Consider the following 17,685-nt stretch of genomic DNA (forward strand, 5'->3'; position numbering starts at 1 on the left):
AACGTATTATAGTTAGAATTCAAAGACTAAAAAATAAAAAAGAACAAACAACAAGTTAAGAACCGACCCGCCTAAGAGTAAAAGCGTGAAGAAAATGAATGAAGTGCAGCGTTAAAAAATCTTTTCTGTTTGACTCTGAGCTATAGCGAAGGAGGAGTTTAAAAGATTTTAGCGAAACGGAATTGATTTTTAGCTTTTAATCTTGAGCGGTGGCTTTTTTTGATTCCTTTTTTCAGCTATAGGAAAAAAGGAATTGGGGTTTGGGGCAAAGCCCCATTGAGATTTAGTGATGCGAATTGAAAATATTTAGCGATTATCCGACAAATTTTCAACCACCTCCCCCTCGCCAACTCGGGTACTCCACCTGACCAGGAGGAGAAACACTTAGAGACGAGACAGTGAGAAAAGAGAGATGAGTGGAGAGAATTGAGACGATGAGACTGTGAGCACTGAGAAGGTGATAAGAGAGAGATGAGAAAGTGAGCGGTGAGAAATAAGCAGCAACCGTTTTACATAGAAAATAGAAGTCAAATACCGTAAAATTTAAAAAAGGAAAATATAAGCTTCTCATAGCTTTGTACTCAAAGCGAGTAAGTGCCTGATAGGAACGAGTAAGACTTTTAGCCTTCCGAGTTAAGTTTTTTACTAAACGAGTTAGATGTTGATCCGGACGGGTAAGTGTTTTTATAAAAGCGAGTAGAGTGTTCAGGCAGGCGAGTAAAAGAATTTGTTAAACGAATAAAAAAAGGCACCTGCGGGGTAACAGGTGCCTGATAAAGAGCTACTCGGATTGGGTTTCTGTCTCCGGTTCATTTTTTGTTTTTCGACTGTTTTTTCTTTTCCAGAATTTGCTCGAATACCCTTTTAACCGGGTAGCATTTCTCCAGAACAGGTATTTCCCGGCTTCACGGATTTCATCCACCAATTCTTTGAGGTGGGTGTAGGCCTGGTCACGCAAAACCTTTGCTTCATTTTGTTCGGCTTTGTCGCCGTTGGCAGTGGCCAGCAGGTCGGCCATTTCATCGGCCATTGTTGCAGCCTTATCCAGTTTGGTCATATCAAAGCCAATAGCGCTTAAAGCATTGGCATTTTCACGCCCCAGGACTGCTAAATTGTTCAGGTCTTGTAGCATATCTGCATGTCCGCTACCTTCGGCAACTTCTGCCACTCGGTTTAAAATTGCCGCATCATTCCGATAGGCAAAACGAAAAACATGAAGCAGCTCGTCACGCAGGTCATAGGCCAGGGGTGATAGTTCGCCCCAATCCCGTTGAGCCTCCTCCTGTGAATAGCGCTGTTTAAACCACAACGATTGTGCTTCACGTAAAGCTCCGGCCCGAACGGGAAGGTCGTTTATCTGTTCTTCGCTGATGCCGGTAATCACCAGTTTTTCCTTATCGGCCAGACACCAGTGGTAAAGATTCTCAGCTTCCTGCAGAAAAACATCCACAGGCAACGTAGGGGTTTGTACTTGTTCGTTGGGGATGGCTTTGAGCACATCCAATTTCGTTTGAAAATCATCAGAATTACTCATAATAATAGATTTAAAGTTTAACATATACCATCAGGTCCTGGGGTAAAAGTTGTGGAAAAAGATTTACCGGAAAGTGAATCTGGTGGTTTTTTTCATTTTTATGAATTAATTGTGTTTATGGTGATTTAAAAGTAGAATCTTTTTTTGTAATTAAGTAGAAAATCAATCAGTTATGTAACATATGGATTTTTGTAACCCTGGAGGAGTGTCATGCTTTCATTGCGGCTAATAAGCGAACAAAAATGTTAGTCTTTTTTTGTTTCAGATAAAACAAAAGAATGGAGAATAAAATGGAAGAGCATGTTCGGGCTTGTATACAGGAATTCAGTGTAGAATTTGTGGCGCATACCGGGCCTCTTTTTCAAAACGCTGGCTACCGTGCGCCTGTTTTTTGTGTGGCGTTTCCTCCCCGGCATAAATGCCGGGGTTACAGATATAAAACCCCGCTGGGGTTTATGTTTGGAATGACATGATAAGGAAATAATTCATCATGGAATCGAATCACAAAAAATTGTACCAGTATAACTCCGTAAGGGTAAATAACAATAACCCCCGGTTTCAACCGGGGGAAGGAATACCAATGCGCAATCTAGGCCGGTGAGGCTACCCCGATTGAAAAGGCGCCCTTCTCCCGGCCGCAATAACAAACTGAACAAAAGAACCCTCCGCATAAATACAGAAGCCGTGTAGATGGTTAACGAAGCAAAGCGAGTCTGTATCAAATGAATTCAGGATATTGTCAGCAAGCACTTTTAAAGCCTCTTTAGGGGTTTGGGGTAGCTGGCTGTTCTGTTTGCGGCGCATATCAGGTATCTTTTTCAAAACACTGGCTACCGTGCGCCTGTTTTTATGTTGTTTTGCCTTCTCCGGCATAAATGCCGGAGTTATTGTAGTCAAACCCCGATAGGGTTGATTGAGGATGAGATGATGTGAAGGCAATCTGCCTTGGAACCCGAATTACAAAAAATTGCATCCAATAAACCCAGTAAGGGTTTAATAACAATAACCCCCGGTTTCAACCGGGGAAAGAATACCAATACACAACCCAGGCCGGTGAGGCTACCCCGATTGAAAACGAGGCCATCTCCCGGCCGCAATACCAGGCCCAACAAGGGATCATCTGCATAAATCCAAATTTTGCGTAGATGATCAACGAAGCAAAGCGAGCCTATATCAAATGAATTAAGGATATTATCAGCAAGCATCTTAAAAGCCCCTTTAGGGGTTTGGGGTAGCTGGCTGTTCTGTTTGCGGCGCATATCAGGTATCTTTTTCAAAACACCGGCTACCGTGCGCCTGTTTTTTTTGTTGTTGCTTCCTCCCCGGCATAAATGCCGGGGTTACAGATATAAAACCCCGCTGGGGTTTATATTTGGAATGATATGATGTAAAAATAAATTATGATGGAATAGAATCACAAAAAATTGTACCAGTATAACTCCATAAGGGCAAATAATAATAACCCCCGGTTTTAACCGGGGGAAGGAATACCAATAAACAAGCCAGGCCGGAGAAGCCACCCGGATTGAAAAGGCGCCCTTCTCCCGGCCGCAATAACAAACTGAACAAAAGAACCCTCCGCATAAATACAGAATCTGTGTAGATGGTCAACGAAGCAAAGCGAGTCTGTATCAAATGAATTCAGGATATTGTCAGGAAGCATCTTAAAAGCCCCTTTAGGGGTTTGGGGTAGTTGGCTGTTGTGTTTACGGCGCATACTACGCTTCCATTTCAAAACACCGGCTAACGTGCGCCTGTTTTTTGTGTTGTTGTTTCCTCCCCGGCATAAATGCCGGGGTTACAGATATAAAACCCCGCTGGGGTTTATGTTTGGAATGACATGATAAGGAAATAATTCATCATGGAATCGAATCACAAAAAATTGTACCAGTATAACTCTATAAGGGCAAATAATAATAACCCCCGGTTTTAACCGGGGGAAGGAATATCAATACACAACCCAGGCCGGCGAGGCCACCCGGATTGAAAAGGCGCCCTTCTCCCGGCCGCAATAACAAACTGAACAAAAGAACCCTCCGCACAAATACAGAAACTGTGTAGCTGGTCAACGAAGCAAAGCGAGTCTGTATCAAATGAATATAAGGATATTATCAGGAAGCATCTTAAAAGCCCCTTTAGGGGTTTGGGGTAGCTGGCTGTTGTGTTTACGGCGCATACTATGCTTCCATTTCAAAACACCGGCTAACGTGCGCCTGTTTTTTGTGTGGTGTTTCCTCCCCGGTATAAATGCGGGGTTTATATTTGGAATGATATGATGTAAAAATAAATTATGATGGAATAGAATCACAAAAAATTGTACCAGTATAACTCCGTAAGGGCAAATAAGAATAACCCTGGTTTTAACTGCTACCAAATCCCCGTTAACAACAAATAGAAAACAATCCTGAAAACTTTTTTTTTTGATCGTTGTTTAACGATATATCACTGGTCAATCCTATTTTTATTCAGTAATTTTAGTAAAACTCAAATCAGTGAATGAAACTTATACTCAAAAAAATAACAATAGTAATACTTCGGTTTGTGTTCCCCAAACAGACATAAACCGGTTTTTTAAATCCAAATTTTTTTAAATAATGAAAAAAGCACTTATTACAGGAATCACGGGACAGGATGGAGCCTATCTGGCTGAATATCTGATAAAAAAGGGATATGTCGTTCACGGTATTAAACGCCGCGCGTCCATGTTTAACACAGAAAGAATAGACCATCTGTACCAGGATCCTCACGTGGAAAACCGGAATCTGATTTTACATTATGGTGATCTCACCGACAGTATGAACCTTACCCGTATTATCCAGGAGGTGCAGCCGGATGAAATATACAACCTGGCCGCGATGAGTCATGTAAAGGTAAGTTTTGATACACCGGAGTATACCGCCAATGCCGACGGAATCGGAACCCTCAGAATTCTTGAAGCCGTTCGTTTGCTTGGTTTGGTTGATAAAACCAGGATCTACCAGGCATCTACCTCTGAACTCTACGGAATGGTGCAGGAAGTACCACAAACCGAAAAAACACCTTTTTATCCCCGGTCACCTTATGGTGTGGCAAAACTTTATGGTTACTGGATTACGGTAAACTACCGGGAAGCGTATAATATTCATGCCAGCAACGGGATTTTGTTTAACCACGAATCGCCTATCCGGGGAGAAACTTTTGTGACCCGGAAAGTGACAAGGGCAATTGCCCGGATTGCACTCACCCAGCAGGATGCCCTGTTTTTGGGGAATATGTCTTCAAAACGCGACTGGGGACATGCAAAAGATTATGTAAGGGCCATGTATCTTATTCTTCAGCAGGAAAAACCGGATGATTATGTGATTTCAACAGGCGTTACAACTACCATTCGCGACCTTGTTAGAATGGCTGCCGCAGAAGTGGGACTGGAAATTACCTTTACCGGAGAAGGAGTGGACGAAAAAGGATACCTGACCGCTGTGGATGAGAAAGTATTTGTTGAAAAGGTGGGAGAAAAATACCTGGAGGAAAATAAAAAACGCATTTCAACAAATCCAGCGTCGGAAACCGATAAATCAAAGGTGATTGTCGCTGTTGACCCGACTTATTTCCGCCCCACAGAAGTGGATTTGCTGATTGGTGATTCTACAAAAGCACGCAAACAACTGGGCTGGGAACCGCGTTACGATTTAAAAGGATTGGTGGAAGACATGATGCAGTCGGATGTAAACCTGATGAAAAAAGACAGCTACCTCAACGAAGGAGGCTATCGTACACTGAATTACTTTGAGTAAATGTTTTAATACCGGTTAACGCGGATGAAAACCGTTTGGGAAACATGAGACCACTTCTTCGTGGAATCGGTTTACCGGACAATTTTTACAGAATGATTTCCCGGAGAGCTGTGCAAAAAAGCTGTTGTTGATTGATGGGATGAATCCGGAATGGAATGATCTTTATGACGAATTGTATTGATACTGGTAAGCGGCTTTATCAACTTCTCTTTCAAAAGAATTTATAGAAAAAAGATTTTGCGAGCGAAGTAATCTTATTATAAGCTATATCAGGTGATTTAAAATGAATAAAGATGAACAAGAATTCAAAAATATACATTGCGGGCCACAGGGGACTGGTAGGGTCGGCTATTTGGAAAAACCTGGAAAATAAAGGATACAACAATTTGATTGGCCGTACATCGGCGGAACTGGATCTTCTGGATCAAAATGCCACAGCGGCATTTTTTGCGGAAGAAAAACCGGACTATGTCTTTCTGGCTGCTGCAAGGGTTGGAGGCATTGTTGCCAACAACACCTATCGCGCCGATTTTATCCATCAGAATCTGACCATTCAAAACAATGTGATTCACAACGCCTGGAAAACCGGTGTGAAAAAACTGTTGTTTCTGGGAAGCACCTGTATCTACCCGCGTGAGGCCCCTCAGCCGATGCGGGAAGACTCGCTTTTGACCTCGCCGCTGGAATATACCAATGAACCCTATGCCATTGCCAAAATTGCAGGAATAAAACTTTGTGAAAGTTACAACATACAGTACGGAACCAATTTTATTTCCGTGATGCCCACCAATTTGTACGGGCCAAACGACAATTTTGATTTGGAGAAATCACATGTGCTGCCTGCGTTACTTCGTAAAATTTATATCGGAAAATGCCTGGAGGAAAATAACTGGGAGGCCATTCGGAATGATTTGAATCAGCGGCCGATTGAAGGAATTGATGGCGGGAGCGACCAAAAAGATGTGGAAGAAATCCTGCAGAAGTATGGTGTAACAGCTCCCTCGGAAAGCAACAAGGGGGCCGTTGAAATATGGGGGACCGGAAAACCCATGCGCGAATTTTTGTGGAGTGAGGAAATGGCAGATGCCTGTGTGTATTTAATGGAGAATATTGATTTTTCTGATGTAACTCCTCAACCAGAGCATCCGGATAAAAGAGCCGAAATTCGAAACACCCATATCAACATTGGAACAGGAAAAGAGATCAGCATCAAAGAGCTGGCTGAACTGGTGAAAAAAACAGTCGGATTTAAAGGTGACCTGGTTTTTAACACATCCAAACCCGATGGTACCCTGCGAAAACTGACCGATGTTACCAAACTCAATGCCCTGGGTTGGCGCCATAAGATAGAAATTGAAGAAGGTGTACAAAAGGTTTTTGAGTGGTATACGGGAGAGGGTGAAGAGTGAGAGGGTGAGCACTGTGAAGATGAGTTGTGAGACGGTGAGAAGAGAGAGGTGAGTTGGTGAGAAGAGAGACGGTGAGCACTGAGACGGTGAGCACTGAGACGGTGAGCACTGAGACGGTGAGATTGTGAGAAGAAAGAGATGAGAGGTGAGTTGTGAGAAGAGAGATGGTAAGACTGTGAAGATGAGACGGTGTGCACTGAGAAGATGAGACGGTGAGATTGTGAGAAGAAAGAGATGAGAGGTGAGTTGTGAGAAGAGAGATGGTAAGACTGTGAAGATGGGACGGTGGGCACTGAGAAGATGAAGGAAAGAAATAATAATTAATTTAAAACCAATTTATTAACTGAACTATGGAGAAAATAAAAACTCATCGGGAACTTAGGGTTTACCAAGTAGCCTTTTCAACAGCTATGAACATTTACGATATCTCACTTAAATTTCCCAGGGAAGAAATCTATTCTTTGACAGATCAGATTAGACGGTCTTCCAGATCCGTAAGTGCAAATATATCTGAGGCATTTCGACGAAGAAAATATCCAAAATCATTTTCAAACAAATTAAATGAAAGTGAAGCTGAAGCTGCTGAGACACAAAATTGGTTGGATTTTGCATTAGCTTGTAACTATATCTCCAAAGAAAAGCATACGCAATTGGACCAGGAATATGAAAAAATTATTGGAATGTTGGTAAATATGCAAAGATATTCAGATAAATGGTCGATGTAAGTCCCTTGTTTTCTCTACCTCTCAGTGCTCACCTTCACAGTGCCCATTGTTCTTTTTTCAAATTTTAATCTATGAAGCATCTTATATCCCTTCCTCCCAACGTAGTAAAACATTTTCACTCCATATCCGGATTATCACCTGACAATTGGTTTGTCGCTTCCGATCCCGAAAATAAAAGAGTGGGGTCGGGCGGTGGTACTTCCTATATTCTCTCTGAAATGTGGGAGAACGAAAAAACAGGCAGTTTTGAAAAGTGGCTGACAGTAGAAAAACGAATGATTGTCCATGCCGGGGGAAACAGTCGGCGTTTACCGGCTTATGCACCGGTTGGGAAAAGCCTCATGCCCATGCCCGTATTTCGCTGGTCGCGCGGACAGGATTTATCCCAGCGCCTGATACATCTCCAGGTGCCGCTTTTTGAACAGATACTGGAAAAAGCTCCGGAACATTTAAATACCCTGGTTGCCAGTGGCGATACATTGATTTTTAGTGAAAAAACGGTTCCTGAGATTCCCGATGCCGATGTGGTTTGTTTTGGAATGTGGCTGGAACCTGAAAAAGCAACCCATCATGGTGTCTTTTTTACCCAAAGCGATGCTCCGGACAAACTGCAGTTTATGCTGCAGAAACCTTCCATCTCAAAAATCAGGGACCTGATTCAGAACTATTATTTTCTGATGGATATCGGCATCTGGTTGCTGAGCCCCAAAGCGGTTCAGCTTCTGATGCAAAAAAGCGGCTGGGACGGGAGCAAATATAAAAATACAATTCCCGATGAGTATGACTTGTACAGTGAATTTGGGATTTCCATGGGCAATAACCCTGAAGGCGATGACAATAAAATAAATGCACTAAAGGTTGCTGTTGTTAACCTGGAGGGAGGCGAGTTTTATCATTTGGGAAATACTTCTGAACTGGTTTCGTCCAATCTGGCCATTCAAAACCGGGTCACCGATCAGCGGGAGATATGGCACAAACGAATCAAACCACATCCGTCAATTTTTACATTGAATGCGGATACCCATGTGGAGTTTAGCACCCAAAACAAAAATATCTGGATTGAAAACTCCTGTATCCCCGCTACCTGGAATCTGACCGAAAACCATGCATTGACCGGGGTGCCGGAAAATGACTGGGAGATTGAACTGGCTCCCGGGGCTTGTCTTGATTTTGTCCCTCTGAGTAGTACGGAGCTGGTTATCCGGAATTATGGCTACAGCGATCCCTTCAGAGGCAGGGTAAACGATCCAAATACCCCTTTTATGGAAGAACCGTTGCAGCAGTGGCTGGCAAAACGTAAGCTCTCAGCCGCTTTTAATACCATCTCTCAGGAGACAGACATCCATCATATTCCATTGTTCCCGGTGCTAAAAAAGAAGGACATTCAAAAGGAGTTTATTCAGTGGCTGCTGGAAAAGAATCCAAAGGAGAACAAGACATTTTCAGAACGGTGGATGCTATCCAAACGGATGAGTGCCGCCGGTTTAAGCGAGGCCTGCGATTTACAGCAACTGGAAAAGCAGCGGAATGGAAATCACATTCAGAACCTGGAGTTTCTGGCCAAAAATCACAAACGGTCGGTTTTTTACCAGCTGGATTTAAAACGACTGGCTCAGGAATATGCCGGAACAGGATTGTCACTGCCTCCCGTGGTGGAGGATACTTCGTCGGAATGGACAGCCATTCATGATCAGATGTTCAGGGCTGCTTGTTTACGTTTAAAAGATGAGGATGCAGGTTCTTATGAAGAGAAAGCCTTTTTGCTCTTACGCAACAATGTACTCCGGCCTTTTTATCAGAACACGGTGGATCCGCGTATCGACCTGCTTCCCGATCAGATTGCCTGGGGACGAAGTCCCGTGCGGTTGGATATGGCTGGCGGATGGACCGATACACCGCCCTACTGTATGCTGCATGGAGGCAAAGTGTTAAATGTGGCGGTGGAACTTAACGGGCAACCCCCATTGCATTGTTATGTCAGGGCAATTGAAAAAACTGAAATCGTATTGCGTTCGATCGATTTGGGAGCACGTGAAGTCCTGACTACATTTGAAGAAGTCAATTCATTTACCAAAATACAATCGGCTTTTTCGATACCTAAAGCCGCACTGGCTTTGGCCGGTTTTCTGCCGGAATTCTCAACCCGCAAATTTTCGTCCTTAAAAGAACAGCTGGAACATCTGCAAAGCGGACTGGAAATTACAATTCTTTCAGCGGTACCCAAAGGTTCGGGATTGGGAACAAGCTCGATTCTGGCAGCAACTGTTTTGGGAACACTCTCGGAAGTATGCTGTTTGAAATGGGATAAACAGGAAATCGGAAACCGAACACTGGCGCTGGAACAGCTGTTAACAACAGGAGGGGGCTGGCAGGATCAGTATGGTGGTTTGTATGAGGGAATAAAACTCCTGGAAACCACTCCCGGAAACCAACAACTCCCACGCGTGAAATGGCTACCCGATTCGCTCTTTTTTGATCCTTTTTATAAAAAAAGAATGCTCTTGTATTACACCGGGATTACCAGGGTGGCAAAAAATATACTGGCAGAAATTGTCAGGGGAATGTTTCTGAATTCCAGGCAACATCTTTCTGTTTTGGAGGAAATGAAACAGCATACCGAACAAACCTATGAAGCGATTTTGCAAAAAGATTTTGACCGGCTGGGAGATAAAATTGCCAAAAGCTGGCAACTTAATCAAAAACTGGATGAAGGAACCAATACCGCCGAAATTCAGCGGGTTATTGAGATGATAGAACCTTATATTTTAAGCCAGAAACTGCTGGGTGCAGGAGGTGGCGGGTTTATGTTTATTTTGGCAAAGGATGAAGCAGCTGCAAACCTTATAAAAACTATTCTGAAACAAAATCCAACCAATAAACGCGCCCGTTTTGTTGATTTTAAAGTGTCTCAAACCGGACTGCAGGTGACGAAAAGTTGATTTGGAGCTGTAGGAGTTGTGAGACAGTGAGCACTGAGACGGTGAGAAAAGGCAGAGATGAGAAATGGTTAAAAGAGAAGAAAATTAAATAGTATAAGATGATAAAAAAAGGCCCCTGTTTTTATTTGTTTTTGAGTTTTTTGATTTTTTGTTTGTCTGTAAAAGGACAAAATGAGCCGCAGTTTTTAGTTGCAAATTCAAGCCTTGTCTCTTCTGAATCCCGCTTGCCTTTTGGACTGTGGGCCAATCAGGACGGGATGATAAAACCGGGTGAATCGTTTCTGAATCTGACGACCGTAAGTGGCAGCGTAAGTGGTGCTTTTACCAACAGCAATTTCTGGCATTACAAAGCAGGAACAACGCTGGCTGGCGCTTTGGGTAACGACAATTATTTTCAGTTTAATCAGCTGTATGCCGGTGTTGATTATAAGGGATGGGCGCTGGAGGCTGGTATGTTTTACGATAAAATGCGGTTTGGAGGACTTTCTTCATCCAACGGCAATCTGGCCCGCAGCAGAAATGCGCGACCGGTGCCAAAAATCCGGATTTCCACTTTAGCATATAAACCGGTGCCCGGTCTGCAAAACTGGTTGTTTTTTCGTTTTGAATATGATGAAGGATTTTTAAATGATGAACGGTATGTGGATAAGGCACACTTACATCACAAGTCCTTGTATTTAAAAATAGTGCCTGCTGAAAAGTGGACCATTGAAATGGGGGCCGAGCATTTTGTCATGTGGGGAGGAACTTCGCGCAATGCTGAAATCGGTGAAATGCCCAAAGGTTTGAATGCCTATCTGCATTATATTACCGGACGTTCAGGTGGAGGAGATTTTCCAATATATGATCAGCAAAATGTAGCGGGAAACCAGTATGGTACTTACCAGTTAAAAATTTCAAAAGCTTTTGATGAGTTTTCGCTGCATTTTAATCTGAGTCATCCCTTTGAAGACCTCTCCGGAGTAAACTGGAGAAACTGGCCGGATAATTTACTGGGCTTGCACCTTGATTTTAATGACCCGGAACGCTTAATCTCCGACGTTTTATATGAATTTATAAATACCAGACATCAGGGAATTGTGGAAGAATATCGTTTGGATGAAAATACCGGAGAGATGAAAAAGCGCCCAGCAGATAATTATTATAACAATGGTATTTATAATTCGGGTGTTACCTATTTTCAAATGGCGATGTCCTCACCTTTGTTTTATCCCGTAAAAATTACAGATGGTATCAGCCGGGGTTTTGTTTCAAACCGTTTTTATGCGCATCATGTGGGAGGAAAAGGGCGACTTCTCACTCACATATACTGGAAAGCACAGGCCACCTACCTGGAACATTTTGGTACCTATTCCAATCCGGCGCATGATGAAGAAGTGCTGTTTTTGGCAAAATTTGACTATAAAAATCCCTCTTTTCCATTCTGTCTGGGAATAAGCCTGGCAGCAGATTTGGGATTTAACCCGGGGGATATTTACGGAGCACAGCTTTCCCTTTCAAAAAGCTGGTAAGATTTATTATCTGAGTAAAGGTTAAAATCCTGTCGTTTTTTTGCAGATACTTTTGTTTCTGAATTTCGAACACGCCTCCGCTAATGTTCCACAATCGGTGCTTTACCTGCTCAAACGCTGTAAATAAACGTGTACTTTAAACTTACATGTTTTCAATGTATAGTTTTGTTTTCAATCCTTTCATTGGGAAGAAAACTTAAATGCGATGCCGGTACTTCGGCAGTAAAAACACTGTTGATTTGTTGAAAACGAAGAATAAATTTGTTTTTTCCCCTTATTTCCATCAGTTCCCCGCGCATACCTAACATGGGGCCCTCAATGATTTCCACCTGTTTCCCGGGTTCAAAAGTTTCATGACTTACCGAAACATCAAAATCCTGTTGTTTTAACATCTGCTTTAATGCATCGATCTGTTGATCGGGTATAATGGCTGCCTTTCCTTCAAAAGTGATATAACAAACCACATTGCTGGTTTTTAACACTTCATCGTAATCTTTTAAGGAGATTCGTACAAAGCAGTATCCCGACATCAGAGGCATTTCCACCCATTTTTTTCTGTCTTTCCACTGACGAAGTTTTTTTTGAAGAGGTAAAAAACTCTCAATTCCCTTGATTGTCAGTTCATCCCATACTTTTTTTTCCGCCCTCGACCGGGTGTATATCACGTGCCAGTATTTTTCTCTCTTGGTATTAATTGTTTTCATTGGGATAAAACGGTGCTAACATATATTTATTTCGAGCGTCAAAAGTAACACTTTTTTATCATAGTCGGTTTTAGAAATGAGAAACGGTGATAAAACAGTTTAAAAAAGCGTTGATTTTTATAAAATTTTTCTAAGAAAATTTTGGAATCAAAATATTTTATTACCTTTGTAACGCATAGGTCGTTCAGACCTATTGTGTGTTTGGGGGTTAACATTTAAGGGGTGGCTGTTGAGCCGCCCTTTTCTTTTATCAACTTTTTCCTTTTTCAATATCATACATCACTTGATTTCAGACTGTTATAAAGATTAAAACAAAATATGCAGTTATTTGTCTTAGTTTGTTAACGACGACTAAAATGTACAAAACAGTTTTCCATATCAACAAAATGGATTGCCCTTCAGAAGAAAATTTAATTCGGATGAAACTGGAGGGAATAAAAGAAATAAAGCGACTGGATTTTGATTTGGAACAACGAAATCTTGATATTTTCCATTCAGCTAAAAATTCAGAAATAGAGTCGGTTTTGGCGAGTCTCAATTTAGGTTCGCAAAGGATTGAAACCACAAAAACCAGGGAGCATTTTTCTGATGATAAAAGACAGTCACAATCCCGTCTTCTCTGGAGCGTTTTACTCATCAATTTTTCCTTCTTTTTAATTGAAATAGGATTTGGACTCGTTTCAAAATCGATGGGGCTCGTTGCCGATTCGCTTGATATGCTGGCCGACGCAATCGTTTATGGCCTGAGTTTGTGGGCAGTAGGCGGTGCCGTTTCACGCAAAAAGAAGGTAGCAAAATGGAGCGGTTATTTTCAACTGTTGCTCGCGTTAACAGGTATTGTAGAGCTTATTCGAAGATTTATCGGATTCGAGGCTTTGCCTGATTTCAGAGTAATGATTGTGGTTTCAGTATTTGCTTTGCTGGCAAATTATGCATGTCTTTATCTTCTTCATAAATCAAAAAGTAAAGAGGCACACATGAAAGCAAGTATGATATTTACCTCAAACGATATCATCATAAATACCGGAGTAATTGCAGCCGGGCTTTTGGTTATGCTTACTCAATCCAAATACCCCGATTTAATTATTGGAGCCATTGTATTTATAATTGTTGTACGTGGTGCTTTGCGAATTTTGAAATTGGGAAAGTAAGTTTTTTGTTGGAAAGCCGAAATACAATTGTTATAAACAGGAAATACTCCGCAAGCTGTTTCAATTAACAATAAACAGTAACCGGTTTTAACAAACTGTGGTTAAATTTGTTATCATATACACTATGAGAATATTTGACAAAAAAGACAAAATGGTTACCTTGATTCGGACAAATTATCATTTGTTACCTGTTATAAACCGTTTTGGTATTCGCCTGGGATTTAAGGATAAAACGATTGAAGAGATTTGTGACCAGCATAAAATCAGCAGCGATTTTTTTTTGGCTATTGTAAATACATTTCACAATGAGGATTATTTTCCGGAAGAAGAACTATTGTCATTTTCACCCCATTTAATTGTCCGGTATCTAAAAAGAACACACCAGTATTACATCAATTATATATTGCCTAAAATGGAGAGTTTGCTGGAGCAACTGAATAACGATTGTTCTCCAAACTGCAAAGAGCTAAAGATAATTGATGCTTTTTACAAAAGATATAAAGATGAACTACTGAATCATATTAATGATGAAGAAACACGTGTATTCCCTTACGTTGTTGAACTGATAAATAATCCGCGTTCAATGGATCCCAATTTTACCATTACAGAGTTTGAGAAGGAACATTCGAACGTTGAGATTCAACTTGAAGACCTGAAAAATCTGATCATAAAATATATTGAGCCCGTTTATGACGAGAATATTTGTAATGAATTTTTAATCACGCTGTTCCGGTTTGAAGCAGACATAAAAGATCATGCCCGCATTGAAGACGCAATTTTGGTTCCCCTGGCTATTGCTATTGAAGATAAATACAGGGGATGAAACATAAAATATACATAGTACACCGGGCTGAAATTATTCGAAAGGGGATTTTTTCAATTTTAAAGAAGAGGTTTAATTTTGAAATTATTCAGTTGGAAAAGGTCGACGATTTGTCCGGACTGGAAGTTCTTTCTGATTTTAAAATTTTATTCTTTCTGGAAACAGATGCTTTGAAGGATGTAAGTGCATTTTATAAAATAAGAAATACAAATATCGTTAGAATAGTTGGTTTATCTTCAGATAATAGTCTTCAACCAATCGGCATTTACGATGATGTGTGTCCGGTTTATACCAGTGGCTCCCGGATGATAAGAAAAGTGGCTGATTTTTTTGAAAACGAAAATGAAGCCGTTTTAGAACATGAAGGGGAGGAGTTAAGCACAAGAGAAAAGGAAGTTTTAAAACTTGTAGCATTGGGCAATTCAAATAAAATTATAGCAGACAAACTTTTTATCAGTGTTCACACCGTTATTTCCCACCGTAAAAATATAACTGAAAAACTGGGTATAAAATCCATTTCAGGATTGACCGTCTATGCAATTATTAATCAAGTTATTGATACAGAAAATATTAATCCCGAGGATCTCATCTGATTTTGTATTCATTTTCAAATTCTAAAAATCCCAACTTTTAGGGATTTCCAGATTTTTTTCTGCTGCTTAGTTTTGTAGCGGTAGATATTTATTAAAAGATCGGATTTATGAAGAGGTATTTTTTTATGGTGCTCGGACTATGTTTTTTGGGTTTTGGATTACAGGCTCAAACTGTTGAAAAAGAACAAAATAGTTACGAAAATAGTGCGGATAGATTATTGTCAACCGATGGCCGGTTAACGATTGGTGGTTATGGAGAAGTACATTTTAATCAGGCTTTGGACAGCGATGTCAGAAGCAACGGGAAGCTTGATGTGCACCGAATGGTGATGCTTTTAGGATACAATTTTAGTGAGCGTACACAGTTTGTAACTGAGATTGAGTTTGAACATGTAAAAGAGGTGTATATCGAGCAGGCTTTTCTGCAGCATAAGCTCAATAATTATATCAATTTAAAAGGAGGATTGCTTCTGATTCCAATGGGGATTATAAATGAATACCATGAACCCACCACATTTAACGGAGTTGAACGACCGCTGGTGGATAATGTGATTGCCCCTACAACCTGGCGTGAGATTGGTTTTGGCGTGAGTGGAAATGTTTTTCCTGCAACACTTCGCTACCAGCTCTATCTGGTCAATGGTTTTAATGGTTACAACGGAGACGGAGTGTTAAACGGTCAGAACGGATTTAGAAAAGGCCGGCAAAAGGGGGCTGAATCCTATATTTCTTCGCCAAATTTTACAGGTAAAGTTGAGTACTATGGGGTACGTGGCTTAAATGTTGGTTTGTCAGGTTATTTTGGAAACACACAAAGTACACTATATGACGGTATTGACAAGAACAACTCAAATAAAATGGCTGCTGCTGATTCTTCTGTTGTTGGAATTTCGATGATGGGGCTTGATGCCCGTTTTGTAACAGGTGGTCTGCAGCTAAAAGGGCAGTTGTATTTGGCAGGGATTTCAAATACAGAACAATACAACAAATTTGTTTCTTCTGATTTAGGGAGCTCAATGATTGGATATTATCTGGAAGCCGGTTACAACGTACTGAGAATGTCCAAAACCGGGATGGAGTTGATCCCTTTTATTCGCACAGAAAAATACAATACGCATCATAAAGTTGCCGGCGATTTAACAAAAAATACATCGTATAATCAATCTGCCGTAACAACCGGCCTAACACTTAAACTGGCCCGGGGTGCAGTGGTTAAGACCGATATTCAATTTCGGAAATCGGAAGCCGGTGACAACTGGTCGAAGGTTTTTAACGCCGGATTTGGAGTAATGTTTTAAACAACGATATGTTATCTGTTAAAAATATATTGATATTGTTTTGGTGCTTTTTTCCGGTTTATCTTATGCTCAGGAAGAAATTGACTATGCGCCAAAAATGCTCATGCGGGCTTTAAAAGCAGAAAATATAAATTATAGTGAACTCCAGGTTGCCGATAGTTCAGATTTTGGAGTACAAAACGGGAAATTTTTTAGCTTGAACAATACAAACAGTGAAATCAATTTTGTCTATATAGGCAGAGTCAACAGTTGCCGGGCAGGAGGTTGTTCAATTGATGCAGAGCAAGAGTCTGGTGGATTTGAATTCTTTGACTATTTTATTTTATTCAACAGAAATTTGTCTATTCAGCAAATAAAAGTATTTAATTACCAGGCAACCAAAGGACACGAAATTACAGCCAGAAGTTGGCTTAAACAGTTTATAGGATACAAGGGAGAATCAGAGCTTTTGCTTGGCAAGCATATTGATGGAATTTCCGGGGCAACGGTATCAGCCCACTCATTAACAGCTGATGTTGAATATAAAACAGGTTTATTGAGAAAGATACATCGGAAATTAGAATAGAGCGGATTGAATAGTAAAAAGAGGAAGTAATTTATTTCCCCTTTTTATTGTCTGATTAGAGTCTAAAACCTTGCCTTTTTTTCAATACTTTTGTTTCTGTACATTTAGATACGCTTATCCCAAATATATCACAATTACTACTTTTACTTGCCAGCGCGGTATATAAGCCTGTGTTTTGTCAGTTTTGAAAATTTACCCTGATTGCGACTATGTCGTAATGGTCTCCCTTCAGAAGGAGAGGGAGGGAGAGGGAGGGAGAGTTCCTGCTATCCAGTTTATTTTCCGGCGCTGCAAGCATTTGCCATGGCTTTGGATCAGTTTGACGATCCTTCATGCGGTAAATTTTCAATAAAACCAAATTTGTCTTTTTCTGATTTATTTCGAATACTTTTAAACGGGCAACCGGGTACTTCTTCGCCTAACGAACAGGAAAGAAAAAGAACCCAAAGCCGGATTTTGCTGTCGGTTGATTTCTTTATGTGTAATACTAAGAGGCAATCCGAAGAGAATAAAAAGAACACCAGATAACTTGGGGTTGGGTATAAGTTTCTGATTGTTAGGGTTAATATTGCTGAAATTATTCTAAAATCAAAGTAGATATTTTGCCCGTATTTGCCCTTCTGTTCTCTGTATGCCTTTATTTACAAGGGAACTGTATGG

15 protein-coding genes are annotated in these 17,685 nt (G+C 40.9%); 12 read left to right on the forward strand and 3 right to left on the reverse strand.

Going from position 1 to position 17,685, the window contains the following annotated elements; translation table 11 throughout:
- Nucleotides 1-781: 781 nt before the first annotated feature.
- The gene (locus tag GM418_RS23895; protein WP_158869716.1) at nucleotides 782-1,534 is read right to left on the reverse strand and encodes a hypothetical protein; all 753 of its coding nucleotides are present in this window, start codon (nucleotides 1,532-1,534) and stop codon (nucleotides 782-784) included.
- Nucleotides 1,535-1,812: 278 nt separating this feature from the next.
- Here GM418_RS23895 and GM418_RS23900 point away from each other — a divergent pair, with 278 nt between their 5' ends.
- Complete coding sequence (locus GM418_RS23900) at nucleotides 1,813-2,007, forward strand: hypothetical protein (RefSeq protein ID WP_158869717.1); 195 nt, start codon at nucleotides 1,813-1,815, stop codon at nucleotides 2,005-2,007.
- A gap of 130 nt (nucleotides 2,008-2,137) precedes the next feature.
- On the opposite strand, the gene GM418_RS23905 is transcribed toward GM418_RS23900, so the two are convergent.
- The gene (locus GM418_RS23905) at nucleotides 2,138-2,431 is read right to left on the reverse strand and encodes a hypothetical protein (protein WP_158869718.1); all 294 of its coding nucleotides are present in this window, start codon (nucleotides 2,429-2,431) and stop codon (nucleotides 2,138-2,140) included.
- 1,694 nt (nucleotides 2,432-4,125) lie between these two features.
- Between GM418_RS23905 and gmd the strand changes: the two genes are divergently transcribed.
- The 5 genes from gmd to GM418_RS23930 all read left to right on the forward strand — a co-directional run bounded on the left by gmd (nucleotide 4,126) and on the right by GM418_RS23930 (nucleotide 11,891).
- Nucleotides 4,126-5,307, forward strand: coding sequence for a GDP-mannose 4,6-dehydratase (gene gmd / locus GM418_RS23910; RefSeq protein WP_158872839.1), 1,182 nt, complete (start codon nucleotides 4,126-4,128; stop codon nucleotides 5,305-5,307).
- Nucleotides 5,308-5,600: 293 nt separating this feature from the next.
- Nucleotides 5,601-6,716, forward strand: a complete 1,116-nt coding sequence (locus tag GM418_RS23915) for a GDP-L-fucose synthase family protein (protein WP_158869719.1) — start codon at nucleotides 5,601-5,603, stop codon at nucleotides 6,714-6,716.
- A 350-nt stretch (nucleotides 6,717-7,066) separates the two neighbouring features.
- Nucleotides 7,067-7,441, forward strand: a complete 375-nt coding sequence (locus GM418_RS23920; protein ID WP_158869720.1) for a four helix bundle protein — start codon at nucleotides 7,067-7,069, stop codon at nucleotides 7,439-7,441.
- Between the two features lie 71 nt (nucleotides 7,442-7,512).
- Complete coding sequence (locus GM418_RS23925; RefSeq protein WP_158869721.1) at nucleotides 7,513-10,380, forward strand: bifunctional fucokinase/fucose-1-phosphate guanylyltransferase; 2,868 nt, start codon at nucleotides 7,513-7,515, stop codon at nucleotides 10,378-10,380.
- Nucleotides 10,381-10,478: 98 nt separating this feature from the next.
- Nucleotides 10,479-11,891 carry a capsule assembly Wzi family protein gene (locus tag GM418_RS23930; RefSeq protein WP_158869722.1) on the forward strand — a complete coding sequence of 471 codons (1,413 nt, stop codon included), beginning with the start codon at nucleotides 10,479-10,481 and terminating at the stop codon, nucleotides 11,889-11,891.
- Between the two features lie 152 nt (nucleotides 11,892-12,043).
- Here the strand turns inward: GM418_RS23930 and GM418_RS23935 are convergent, their stop codons facing one another.
- Nucleotides 12,044-12,595: a UpxY family transcription antiterminator gene (locus GM418_RS23935; protein ID WP_158869723.1), complete on the reverse strand. Its 552-nt coding sequence runs from the start codon at nucleotides 12,593-12,595 to the stop codon at nucleotides 12,044-12,046.
- A gap of 356 nt (nucleotides 12,596-12,951) precedes the next feature.
- Between GM418_RS23935 and GM418_RS23940 the strand changes: the two genes are divergently transcribed.
- The 6 genes from GM418_RS23940 (at nucleotide 12,952) to GM418_RS23965 (ending at nucleotide 17,553) form a co-directional block, all read left to right on the forward strand.
- Nucleotides 12,952-13,746, forward strand: coding sequence for a cation efflux transmembrane domain-containing protein (locus GM418_RS23940; RefSeq protein WP_158869724.1), 795 nt, complete (start codon nucleotides 12,952-12,954; stop codon nucleotides 13,744-13,746).
- Between the two features lie 151 nt (nucleotides 13,747-13,897).
- The gene (locus GM418_RS23945) at nucleotides 13,898-14,569 is read left to right on the forward strand and encodes a hemerythrin domain-containing protein (RefSeq protein WP_158869725.1); all 672 of its coding nucleotides are present in this window, start codon (nucleotides 13,898-13,900) and stop codon (nucleotides 14,567-14,569) included.
- On the forward strand, nucleotides 14,566-15,162 hold the full coding sequence (locus GM418_RS31735; protein WP_246222769.1) for a response regulator transcription factor: 597 nt from the start codon (nucleotides 14,566-14,568) through the stop codon (nucleotides 15,160-15,162). The genes GM418_RS23945 and GM418_RS31735 overlap by 4 nt, the downstream gene beginning before the upstream one ends.
- Nucleotides 15,163-15,269: 107 nt before the next feature.
- A complete protein-coding gene (locus tag GM418_RS23955) occupies nucleotides 15,270-16,460 on the forward strand; it encodes a hypothetical protein (protein ID WP_217447585.1) in 1,191 nt (396 codons plus the stop codon).
- A 43-nt stretch (nucleotides 16,461-16,503) separates the two neighbouring features.
- Entirely contained in the window at nucleotides 16,504-17,025 is a 522-nt protein-coding gene (locus GM418_RS23960; protein ID WP_246222853.1) for an FMN-binding protein, read from the forward strand.
- 201 nt (nucleotides 17,026-17,226) lie between these two features.
- Nucleotides 17,227-17,553 carry a hypothetical protein gene (locus GM418_RS23965; protein WP_158869726.1) on the forward strand — a complete coding sequence of 109 codons (327 nt, stop codon included), beginning with the start codon at nucleotides 17,227-17,229 and terminating at the stop codon, nucleotides 17,551-17,553.
- The last annotated feature ends 132 nt before the right edge of the window (nucleotides 17,554-17,685 follow it).

It is taken from the genome of Maribellus comscasis (genome assembly GCF_009762775.1).
GTDB classification, from domain to species: Bacteria; Bacteroidota; Bacteroidia; order Bacteroidales; family Prolixibacteraceae; genus Draconibacterium; species Draconibacterium comscasis.

Bases quoted from the DNA above. Each gene is read 5' to 3' on its own strand.
- GM418_RS23925 (WP_158869721.1), top strand. From the start codon at position 7,513: ATGAAGCATCTTATATCCCTTCCTCCCAACGTAGTAAAACATTTTCAC.
- GM418_RS23935 (WP_158869723.1), bottom strand. From the start codon at position 12,595: ATGAAAACAATTAATACCAAGAGAGAAAAATACTGGCACGTGATATAC.
- GM418_RS23920 (WP_158869720.1), top strand. From the start codon at position 7,067: ATGGAGAAAATAAAAACTCATCGGGAACTTAGGGTTTACCAAGTAGCC.
- GM418_RS31735 (WP_246222769.1), top strand. From the start codon at position 14,566: ATGAAACATAAAATATACATAGTACACCGGGCTGAAATTATTCGAAAG.
- GM418_RS23895 (WP_158869716.1), bottom strand. From the start codon at position 1,534: ATGAGTAATTCTGATGATTTTCAAACGAAATTGGATGTGCTCAAAGCC.
- GM418_RS23915 (WP_158869719.1), top strand. From the start codon at position 5,601: ATGAACAAGAATTCAAAAATATACATTGCGGGCCACAGGGGACTGGTA.
- GM418_RS23930 (WP_158869722.1), top strand. From the start codon at position 10,479: ATGATAAAAAAAGGCCCCTGTTTTTATTTGTTTTTGAGTTTTTTGATT.
- GM418_RS23945 (WP_158869725.1), top strand. From the start codon at position 13,898: ATGGTTACCTTGATTCGGACAAATTATCATTTGTTACCTGTTATAAAC.
- GM418_RS23955 (WP_217447585.1), top strand. From the start codon at position 15,270: ATGAAGAGGTATTTTTTTATGGTGCTCGGACTATGTTTTTTGGGTTTT.
- GM418_RS23940 (WP_158869724.1), top strand. From the start codon at position 12,952: ATGTACAAAACAGTTTTCCATATCAACAAAATGGATTGCCCTTCAGAA.
- GM418_RS23900 (WP_158869717.1), top strand. From the start codon at position 1,813: ATGGAGAATAAAATGGAAGAGCATGTTCGGGCTTGTATACAGGAATTC.